General features: G+C 64.3%; 5 protein-coding genes. 2 read left to right on the top strand and 3 right to left on the bottom strand.

Annotated features, from left to right (window positions below):
- Positions 1–171: 171 nt before the first annotated feature.
- Both VGQ44_16230 and VGQ44_16225 read left to right on the top strand, forming a co-directional pair.
- Positions 172–2913: a zinc-dependent metalloprotease gene (locus VGQ44_16230; protein HEV8448378.1), complete on the top strand. Its 2742-nt coding sequence runs from the start codon at positions 172–174 to the stop codon at positions 2911–2913.
- A gap of 211 nt (positions 2914–3124) precedes the next feature.
- On the top strand, positions 3125–4138 hold the full coding sequence (locus VGQ44_16225) for a lysylphosphatidylglycerol synthase transmembrane domain-containing protein (GenBank protein ID HEV8448377.1): 1014 nt from the start codon (positions 3125–3127) through the stop codon (positions 4136–4138).
- Between the two features lie 8 nt (positions 4139–4146).
- On the opposite strand, the gene glgP is transcribed toward VGQ44_16225, so the two are convergent.
- The 3 genes from glgP to malQ all read right to left on the bottom strand — a co-directional run.
- On the bottom strand, positions 4147–5871 hold the full coding sequence (glgP, locus tag VGQ44_16220) for an alpha-glucan family phosphorylase (protein ID HEV8448376.1): 1725 nt from the start codon (positions 5869–5871) through the stop codon (positions 4147–4149).
- A 162-nt stretch (positions 5872–6033) separates the two neighbouring features.
- Complete coding sequence (gene treY / locus VGQ44_16215; GenBank protein ID HEV8448375.1) at positions 6034–8652, bottom strand: malto-oligosyltrehalose synthase; 2619 nt, start codon at positions 8650–8652, stop codon at positions 6034–6036.
- Between the two features lies 1 nt (position 8653).
- Positions 8654–10269, bottom strand: a 1616-nt coding sequence (gene malQ / locus VGQ44_16210; GenBank protein ID HEV8448374.1) for a 4-alpha-glucanotransferase, incomplete at its 5' end; no start/stop codon positions are given.

The raw sequence follows: 10269 nt of genomic DNA, 5'->3' as shown, positions 1-10269 counted from the left end.
AATTGCCCGAGATTCAGCCATTGCCAAGTGGCATCGCAGTTACCAGACCGGCGACGCGCGTCAGAAGTCTCGGATTCCGCAACGATTTTGCCGCGGACGCCGTTCGTGGAGTGAGACCAAGTCGCGGTCGTCATCGACCGTTCCCACCGATTTCCTTTTCAGCAGGTGTATATGCGAACGAGCTCCGCTGTGGTTCTGGCGGCCGCGAGCGCCGTGGTGGCGATCGGCTGCGGCACGCCCAAGGCATCGGCTCCGACTCCCGTTCCCGCCGGCCCGTCGAGGACCGCGCCCCAGCAGCAAACACAAGCCCCGACTAATCCAACCGACTCGAACGAAACGCCCGCGGGCGGATTCGGCGGGCGTGGTGGTCGTGGAGTTGCGGGCGGCGGTGCGGCGCAAACCGGCGCGCCGAGTCCGCAGCCGTACAATCGAATCGTCACCGCGCAGGCGCAGACCAAGTCCGGTCTGTTCAAGGTGCACCGGATTGGCGAGCGGGTGCTGTTCGAGATTCCGCGCCGCGAGATGAACAAGGACATCCTCCTCGTGCAGGAGATCGCGCAGACGACGCTCGGCGCCGGCTACGGCGGACAATCCGCCGGCAACCGCGTGCTTCGCTTCGAGCGACGCGATAATCGAATCGTGTTGCGCGGTGTCTCGTACGAGGTGATGGCCAGCGACACCACGGCGCCGGTCGCCGGCGCGGTGCAAGCGTCGAACGTTCATCCGATCATCGCGACGTTCAACGTCGAATCGTATGGTCCGGACAGCGCGGCGGTGATCGACGTCTCGCGACTCTTCACGCAACCGCCACCGGAGCTCTCGCCCGCGCAGCGCATCGGCACCAACTACACGGTCGACGCCACGCGGTCGTGGATCGAACGCGTCGCGTCGTTCCCTGACAACGTCAACGTCTACTCGACGTTGACTTTCGCGCAGGGAAACACGGGTCGCGGAACGGCAACGCCCGCCACGCCTGGCCGAGGTGGCCGCGGCGCCGCCGGAATCACCGCGCCGACCGCAACCATCGTGGCGTCGTACAGCTTCCACAAGTTGCCCGAAGTGCCGATGCAGCCGCGTCTCTGCGACAATCGCGTCGGCTACTTCAGCCTCACGGTGACCGACTACTCGCAACCGTCGCAGCGCGTCGCCGACGATCAGCGCTGCTTCATTACGCGCTACCGCCTCGAGAAGAAAGATCCGAGCGCCGCGATCTCGGAGCCGGTGAAGCCGATCGTGTACTATCTGGATGCAAACACACCGGAGAAGTGGCGCCCCTACTTGATCAAGGCGATCGAAGACTGGCAGCCGGCGTTCGAGGCGGCGGGCTTCAAAAACGCCATCATCGGCAAGGTCGCGCCGACCAACGATCCCGACTGGTCGCCGGAAGACGCGCGCTATTCGGTAGTGCGTTGGCTACCGTCAACGACCGAGAACGCGTCGGGTCCGAACATTCACGACCCGCGGTCGGGCGAGATCCTCAACGCGCACATTCAGTTCTATCACAACGTGCAGAACCTGGCGCGCACGTGGTATTTCACGCAGGCCGCGGCGAACGACCCACGCGCGCGACAATTCCCGCTGCCCGACTCGCTGATGGGCCGCCTGCTCGAGTACGTCTTGGCGCACGAAGTCGGTCACACGATCGGCTTCCAACACAACATGAAGGCGAGCTCGCAATATCCGATCGACAGCATTCGCAACGCAGACTTCCTGCGTCGGATGGGGCACGTGTCGACGCTGATGGATTACTCGCGCTTCAACTACGTAGTGCAGCCCGAGGACCACATTCCGCCCGAGCTGTTGATTCCGCGCATCGGACCGTACGACATCTGGGCGACGAAGTGGGGCTACGCCCCGGTTACCATCCCGATGCAAGTCGCGCAGCAAGGAAAGACGCACACGGGCGCCGAGTTGATTGTGGGCGCCGAAGCTGAACGCACCACGCTCGATTCATGGGCGCGCGAGCAGGACACCAAGCCGTGGCTTCGCTTCTCGACGAGCGGCGCGTTTGGCTCTGATCCGGGCGACGAAACCGAGGCGGTGGGCGACGCCGATCCGGTGCGCGCCACGGAGCTCGGATTCAAGAATCTGAAACGAAACATGCAGTGGATCGAATCGGCGACCGTGAAGCCGACCGACGATTACGACGTGCTCGCCGAACTCTATAACCGGCAGATCGGCCAGTTCCGCACGGAGCTTGGTCACGTCGCGAACCTCGTCGGCGGGATGAACTCGCAGGAGAAGTACGGCGACCAGCCGGGTGCGCGCTTCACGCCCGTCCCGAAGGCGCGACAGCAACAAGCGATGAAGTTCATCGCTGAGAACGGGCTGCAGACGCCGACGTGGCTAATCGATGACGACATTTTGGGCAAGATCGAGCCGACGGGCGAAGTGACGCGCATCGTCAACGCGCAGTCGGCGGTGATCACGAGTCTTCTGAACGACGCGAAGCTGACGCGTCTCATCGAGACCGAAGCGTTGGCGAAGAATTCAAGCGAGACATATACGCTCGCCGAGATGTTGAGCGATCTGCGTCACGGCGTGTGGACGGAGATCTACGGCGGCGGCGCGACGAAGATCGACGTCTATCGTCGCGGCGTGCAGCGTGCCTATCTCACCGACGTTGGCAACAAGATCAATCCTCCGGCGAACGCACCCGCGGCCGGCGGTCGCGGTGGTGGTGGTGGACGCGGCGGCGCAGCCGCTCCGCCGGCCAATACCGGCGAGATCAAGGCGATGCTGCGTGGTGAGCTCAAGCAACTCGACGCCGAGATCGCGGCGGCATCGAAGCGAGCAACCGACGTGGCGACGAAGCGTCACCTCGACGACGCACGTCACCAGATCAGCGAGATCCTCAAACCCAAAGGCTCGGCGACTGGGAGCGCGGACGAGGAGAGCCTTGGCACGCCCTAACGGCAGGGTGGAGGGTTGAGGGTGGAGGGTGGAGGGTTGAGGGAATGTGCGCGGCGCGCGCGCCGCTGAACTGCATGTGAACCCGTACACACATGCCGTCTAGCGCCGCAGGCGCCGTCCTTCCCTCAACCCTCCACCCTCCACCCTCAACCCTGTTTGACTCTGCGCCTGACATCGAGAAGATTCGCAGAGTGCCGATCCGCGCCGCCGCATGACCTGGAGACGCTGGGTGTATACCGCCGTGTCGTTCGCGGCGGTGATCGGCGTCTCGGTGTTCTTCATCTTGCGGTGGTGGCGCGCCGGTAGCGCGATCGGGCTACCGCTCCAGGCACATCTCCTCGCGATCGTTGCGGTGCTCGTCGAGATCCTGACGCGCTCGTGGAAGATCACGTGGAGCGCGAAAGCGGCGCACATCGAGCTCGAGTTCTTCACCGCGCTCCGAACAACGCTCGCCGGCGATTTCGGCGCGTCGATCACGCCGGCGCGGTCGGGTGCCGAACCGGCGCGGTTTCTGGTGCTGGCCGAGGCGGGCGTTCCAACATCCAGCGCGCTCGTTGTGCTCTTTGCAGAGCTGTTTCTCGAGGCATTGTCGCTGGCGACCGTCGTGATCGTCGTCGCGATCGTGTTCCGACACGCGGGAGTGGTGTTGGGCGCGTTGGTCGGCATTGTCGGCACGTACGCCGGCTTCGTGCTCGGAATCGCGGCGATTGCCATGGCCATGGCTCGCAAACCCGTTCGCGAGGTCGCACCCCGCTGGGCGCGACGGGTTGGATTGGGCGGACGACGATGGCTCGTGATCGAGCGCTGGCTCGAGCAGGTGCGGACGACGGTCGACAGCGTGCGACACATCGACTTCCGCTGGGCGTTCGGTTCGTACACGATGTCGGTGATTCACGTCGCGATGCGGCTGTGCGTACTCCCGGCGCTCGTGCTCGGCGCCGGTGCTGTGGCGCCGCTCGCGCCGCTCGCGCTCTGGCCGCTCGGTTTGTTGTACGGCGCCGCGGTGGTACCGGCGCCCGGCGGCGGCGGCGCGGTGGAGCTCGCGTTTCGAGCCGCACTCGCCGGGGTGATCGGGAAATCACTCTTCGCGGCGGCACTGCTCTGGTGGCGATTCTACACGTTCTACATCTACATCGTGCTCGGCGCGATCGTGGCCGGCAACACCGCCATGCGGGCGGTCCGGAAGACGGCGGAAATGGAAGAAGAGCTCGAAGTACCGGAGTAACGACCCTGCTAGTCTCCCACCTCCACCAACGTCGGCGCGGCCTCAGGGAAATACGCGTTGCGCACGTACTGCTCGACCATTCGCTGCGTATTGAAGAATGAGCCGTTCAACGCGATCGCCGAGCGCATGACTTCGGCGTAGGCGAAGGGAAGGCCATAGTACAGCGGCAAGATGACCCGCTCGAGCTTGAGATATATCTCATTCGCGTCCTTCGATTGGTCGCCCTCGGGCTCCATCCCGCCGATCGACCAGCCTGTCACGCCCTCGACGTGGCCCTCGATCCACCAACCGTCGAGCACACTCAGGCTCGGGACGCCGTTGAGCGCCGCCTTCATGCCGCTCGTCCCACTCGCTTCCAGTGGCTTCATTGGATTGTTCAGCCACAGGTCGACACCGGCGACGATCCGCGCGGCAATCCCCATCTCATAATTCTCGACGTACACAATGCTGATCTTGTCCGCGAGCGATGCGGCGGCCTGGTAGATCCGTCGAATCAGATCTTGGCCGCCACTGTCGTTTGGATGCGCCTTGCCGCCGAATACGATCTGGAGCGGTCCGACGGCCGACGCGATGTCGGCCAGCCGCGTCAGGTCGGCGAATACGAGATCGGCTCGCTTGTAGGGCGTAGCGCGACGGGCGAATCCGATCGTAAAGATTTTGGGATCGAGCCTCACGCCGTTCCGCTCGGCGATTGCCTCGATCATGGCTTTCTTCGCCTCGGCGTGCGCGGCGCGAATCTCGGGAAGCGGAATACCGACGGCGTAACGGAGATACAGGTTGTCGGTCCGCCACTCGGGCATGCGTCGATCGAACAGCTCCTGAAACGACGGTGACGTCCACGTCGCGGCATGCACGCCGTTGGTGATGGCATCGATCGGGAAGTTCGGGAACATGCCCTGCGACACTTCACGATGCTTCATCGCCACGCCGTTGACGAACCGCGCCAACCGCAGGGCCACGTGCGTCATGTTGAGCACGCCCTCGCCGACGCAGTGCGCGGCATCGAGCAGTGCGACTTGGTCTTCGCCGAGTACGGTGCGCACCATGTCGAGTGGAAACCGATCGTGGCCGGCGGGCACCGGCGTGTGCGTCGTGAAGACGCAGCGGCTCCGAACTTCCTCGAGGTCGGTGTCGTCGAGCTCGAATGGCTTGCGACCGTCCAGCTGCCAATCGAGTAGACACAGGGTCAATAGCGCCGAATGCCCTTCGTTCAAGTGATACAACTCCGCGGGGCAGCTCAGCGCGCGCAGCAGCGCGGCGCCGCCCATCCCGAGGACGACCTCTTGGCATAGACGGTAGTGGCTATCGCCGCCGTACAGACAGTCGGTGAGCGTTCGATCGAAGTCGGAATTCTCGGGCAGTTGAGTATCGAGCAGGTAGACGGGAACCTCGTGACCCGTGATTCCACGCACGGAGTATTTCCAAGCGCGGATCGCCACTCGGCGACCCTCGATCATGACCGAGGCGCGTGCGTCGACCGGCTCCAACACGTCTTCGGGTCGCCAGATGACCGGAGCCTCGGTCTGGTTGCCCTCTGAATCGAGGTGCTGCTCGAAGTAGCCTTTGCGGTGGAGCAGCGTGATGCCGACGACCGATACGGCCAAGTCGGCGGCCGATCGCAGCGTGTCTCCAGCGAGAACTCCTAGACCGCCACTATATGTCGGGATCGCCTTATCGAGCGCGATCTCCATTGAGAAATACGCAACCGTCGTTTTGGATGGAGCAAGATTCATTCAGACCTCGAACACTCACGGTGTCGGGTTCAGTAAACTCAGTAGGTTTCCCGGCTCGTTGGACCGAGCGAAAGGGATTTCGGCAACGAAAGCTGACAGAGCAGGATATGTCGTGCCAGGGCGACTCGCGGCTCAGCTCGACAGCTTTGGTCGATGGGCAAGCTAGCCGACGGCCACAAGCATCGGAAGCTTCCCAAACGCCGTGCCGACGTGCACGGAATCGCCTGCCGCAAGGTCGCCGCGCTCGAGCTGCGACCGCCAACATCGAGGGCCCAGCTCCGGCGGCAGCATCACGGCGGTGTCGGCCCACCAGTCCGACCACGCCGTAACGCGGATCGAGCACGTGAGGCGGGTCGCAACGGTCACGGCACATTCGCTACCGAGCTCGCGCGCGAAAGCGAACACGTGATCGCGGCGCCGCCCGCTGACCTCTAGCGGCCGATATGCGCCGTGCGCGAACAAGTCCGGGTGGCGCCGCCTCAATTCGAGCAGACGGGCCGTGACGAAGAGCTTCACGCGGTTGTCGTGTGGGTCGATCGCCGCGGACGACGTCACTACGTCTTCCATCCCGACAATTGCGTCCATGGCCGCCACGCGCGCGTCGTAGTCGATCTGCCGGCGATTGTCTGGATCGACCAGCCTACAGTTCCAGAACTCGTCGCCTTGATAGAGGTCCGGAGTCCCCGGTGACGTCAAATGCACAACAAGCCGGGACAGCGCGTTCCAGGCGCCGGCCAGTGCGACGAGCGATACGAGGCGCGCAACGTCGATGAGAAAAGGTGCGTCATCGGCGGGCTGCAACACCGCGCCGACGAATTCGGTCAGGGCCGATTCATAGGCGCTGTCGGGATCGGTCCAACTGGTTCGCGTTTTTGCCTCGCGCGCCGCCTTCACCATGTACTGCGTCAACCGCTCACCCGCCGATTCGCGCCAGCGCCGATCTGGAAGGTCATCGATGCGTCGGCCGGGCCGTGGCGGAGGCCATAACGCGACGAGCGTTTGATAGAGCACGTATTCGCTGTTGGTGTCGGGCGCCATGCGCCCTTTCACGACGCGCCGATGCCTCTGATTCAGACGACGCCATCGTCGAACGGAGCGTTCCCATTCTTGCGGGATCTCCGAGAGGACGTCGAGGCGAGAGCGAACGTCGGCGCTTCGCTTCGTATCGTGTGTGGTTGTGCAGAGAAGGTTTACCGGCCAGTGCTCAGCGCGACGCGCGTTCGCGTCGTGTAGTCGCGCAACGGCATCATCGAGCGGACGGTCGGGGGCGCCGCCGACTTCGTTCCGAGACAGCAGAGGTACATAGACGTACAGCGCAGTGTCCTCGACGCCCTTGGCCGCCGCCGGACCGGTCAGTTGCTGAAATCGACGCACAAACCCGGCGCGTGTCGGCTCGTCGACTGACCCGCCCGCGCCCAACAAATGCTCGACGACGAGCGCGATGCCTTCGGCGAGGCGGCCGTCCTGCGCCAACGCATTTCGTGCCGCCGCCTCGATCAACTCACGATCGGCGAGGTCGACGGGTTGCGACGGATCGATGTACGTCCGGTAGACCGGCATGGCCGCGGCAAGCTCGATGATCGCCGCCGCGAGCTCGCGCCGCGACCGTCGTTTGTCGCCGGCGCGCACGAGGTTCGCGAGCAACGCGGCGAGTCGTTCGACGTCGGCATGCAGCGGGCCCTCGAGCATGGCTCTCTTACCCGCCCGAGCGACGTCGCGGAACGCGGTGCTGCCGAGCTTTCGCCATCTGCGATAGTCTCGCTCGATGTCTGCGAAGCCCGACGGGTCGATAAAGATGTCCTCCAGATCGTTGAGAAACTCGTAGCCTGTGGTTCCTTGGACGGGCCACGATGATCGCAGTCGCTCGCCCTGCTCGAGGATTTTCTCGACGAAGATCGACGTTTCGCCTGGCACTGCGGCGCGCAGGCGCGTGAGGTAGCCAAGCGGATCGCGCAAACCATCGATGTGGTCGACGCGCAATCCGTCCGCGACACCCTCTTGCACGAGCCGAAGCACGAGTGAATGCGTTTCGGCGAACACGTCCGGGTCCTCAACGCGAACACCGACCAAGTCGGCGACATCGAAGAAGCGACGGTAGTTGACATCGCTCGATGCGCGACGAAACGAGACGAGCTCGTATCGTTGCGCGTCGAGCAGTTCCTTCAACCGTTCGCGCGCCGCGGTGCCGGAATACAAGTTGGCGAGCTCGCCCGTTTCCTCGGGATCTACCTGCGCCAATTGCAGCTCTGGCGGCAAGGTGGACGGGTCGATCGGAAAGCTGTGATTGAAGTACTCGATGCGTGGCGTGTCACGCCACCGCAGACGCACCGACAACTCGCCGCGTTCGAGTACGCGATCCAGCTCATCGCCGAGGATCGGCAGAATCAATCGGCGACGCTCGCCCGGGTTGGCGGACCAGTCGATGTCGAACCAGCGCGCATAGCGCGAGCGTTCGCCATACGTCAGGACGTCGTCCCAGTACCGGTTCTCGGCGCCGATTCCCATGTGGTTGGGAACGATGTCGAGGATGAGTCCCATGTCTTTGGCGTGCAGATCCTCCGCCAGCGCGCGAAGGTCGTCCTCGGTTCCAAGCTCCGCGTTGATTCGCGTGGGATCGACCACGTCGTACCCGTGCATGCTTCCCGATCGCGCCGCGAACACTGGTGAGCAGTAAAGGTGCGAGACACCGAGGCGCGCGAAATAGTCGACTCGCGCGCAAGCATGCCGAAGTGTGAAGCCCGCGTTCATCTGCAGGCGGTACGTCGCGGTGAGGCGCCGCATGCTACCCCGCGACTAACTTCGCGCGGCCGTCGCAGCGGAGCGCCGTGCGAACCTCGCTGCTCAGCATGAGCGTCTCGAGCGTGTCGCGCATCTTTCGCGTCCAACAGGGAAACTTGTCGGCCCCGACACCGGGGACGTTCACCTGCTCGACCTCGCCGGCCAGATCATCGAGCGAGAGCCCGACGAGTTTCGACGGCGTGCGACACATGAATGCGTGGATCGATGCTCGGAATTCGGCCGGTGACTTCGGCATGAGCGCCGTCGGCAGCAGCTTCTCTTGTTTGAGACGGCGCAAGAGCGCCGTGCGATCGGCGTCGCGCTCGTTGCGGGCCCGTTCGATCGCGTCATCGCCTTCGATCAAGCCGACGTCGGCGCGGACGTCGATGTCGCGTCCCTGCCAGAAGCCGGCGAGCGTGGCCATATCGTGCGTGTCGGCCGTCGCAAGCGCGAGCTCGGGATATGTTTTCGACGCCTTGAATCCGCCGCGGCGATCTCGCTCGAAGAACAGGACTTTCGAGGAAAGAATTCCCCATTTCTCCAAGGCGCGCGGCACCTCCTTCGGTACGGTCCCGAGGTCTTCACCGACGACGAGCGCATGGTGCCGCACGCTCTCGAGGGCAACGATGCCAAGCAGATCGGCGGTGGGATATCGGACGTACGCGCCGTCGGCGCCGGACATGCCCTCGGGAATCCAGAACAGCCGGAACAAACCCAGCACGTGATCGATGCGCAACGCGCCCGCGTGGCGAAGTCCGCTCCGCAAGACGTCGATAAAATAGCGGTAGCGATCTTCACGGAGTGAGCGCGGATTGATCGGCGGCAGTCCCCAATTCTGTCCCGACGCCGCGTACGGGTCGGGCGGCGCGCCGACGTTCACGCCGCGCACGAAGAGGTGCGGATAGGCCCACGCATCGGCGCCGGCAGCCGATGTGCCGATTGCCAGATCTTGATAGAGCCCGATCTCCATACGCGCCGCGCGCGCGCGCGTCGCCGCCGCGGCGAGTTGACGATCCGTCTCGAACTGCAACCATCGATGAAAGTCGACGCGCTGCGCGTGCTCTTTAGCGAACGCCTTCACTGCGTCGCTATCAAGGGATTGCAAGTCTGTCGGCCAAGTGCGCCAGTCGTATGCTCGCGCGTTCGCGCGCTGCCCAGTTGACTGCACTTCGGCGATCGCCATCCACGTCGCGAATCGAGTGAGCGCCGGTTCGTGTCGAGCCACGTAGCTCTCATAGGCGGCGGCGCGAGCGTTGCCCGACGGCCGGACGCGATCGAGGAAGACGCGGTGCAGGGCGGTCAGCGCCAGACCTTTGACCGCCATCACCTGCTCGTAACGCACGTCGGAGGATTCGCGCAACGCATTGATCTCGGCCACGAGCTCCGGCGCATGGAGTCTCGCGCGCAGCTCGGGCGCGTGCTCGAGCTCCGGGACACACGCGACGTCGATGTAGATCGGATTCTTGAACAGCCGGCTGACCGGACTGTATGGACTGACGTCGTCGCGGCGATTGAGCAAGGCGTGCAGCGGATTCACGCCGACGAAGTCGGCCCCGACGCCGCCGGCCCATTCAGCGAGCGCGCCGAGGTCCGAGAGGTCGCCGATCCCCCAGTTCGTCG

The organism is Gemmatimonadaceae bacterium (genome assembly GCA_036003045.1).
Classification (GTDB): Bacteria; Gemmatimonadota; Gemmatimonadetes; order Gemmatimonadales; family Gemmatimonadaceae; genus JAQBQB01.
The sequence above is the reverse complement of the archived record's forward strand: the minus strand, read 5'-3'. Positions and strand labels throughout refer to the sequence as shown.

Excerpts from the sequence above, each read along its gene's own strand:
- glgP (HEV8448376.1), bottom strand. The coding sequence starts at position 5,871 with ATGAATCTTGCTCCATCCAAAACGACGGTTGCGTATTTCTCAATGGAG.
- treY (HEV8448375.1), bottom strand. The coding sequence starts at position 8,652 with ATGCGGCGCCTCACCGCGACGTACCGCCTGCAGATGAACGCGGGCTTC.
- VGQ44_16230 (HEV8448378.1), top strand. The coding sequence starts at position 172 with ATGCGAACGAGCTCCGCTGTGGTTCTGGCGGCCGCGAGCGCCGTGGTG.
- VGQ44_16225 (HEV8448377.1), top strand. The coding sequence starts at position 3,125 with ATGACCTGGAGACGCTGGGTGTATACCGCCGTGTCGTTCGCGGCGGTG.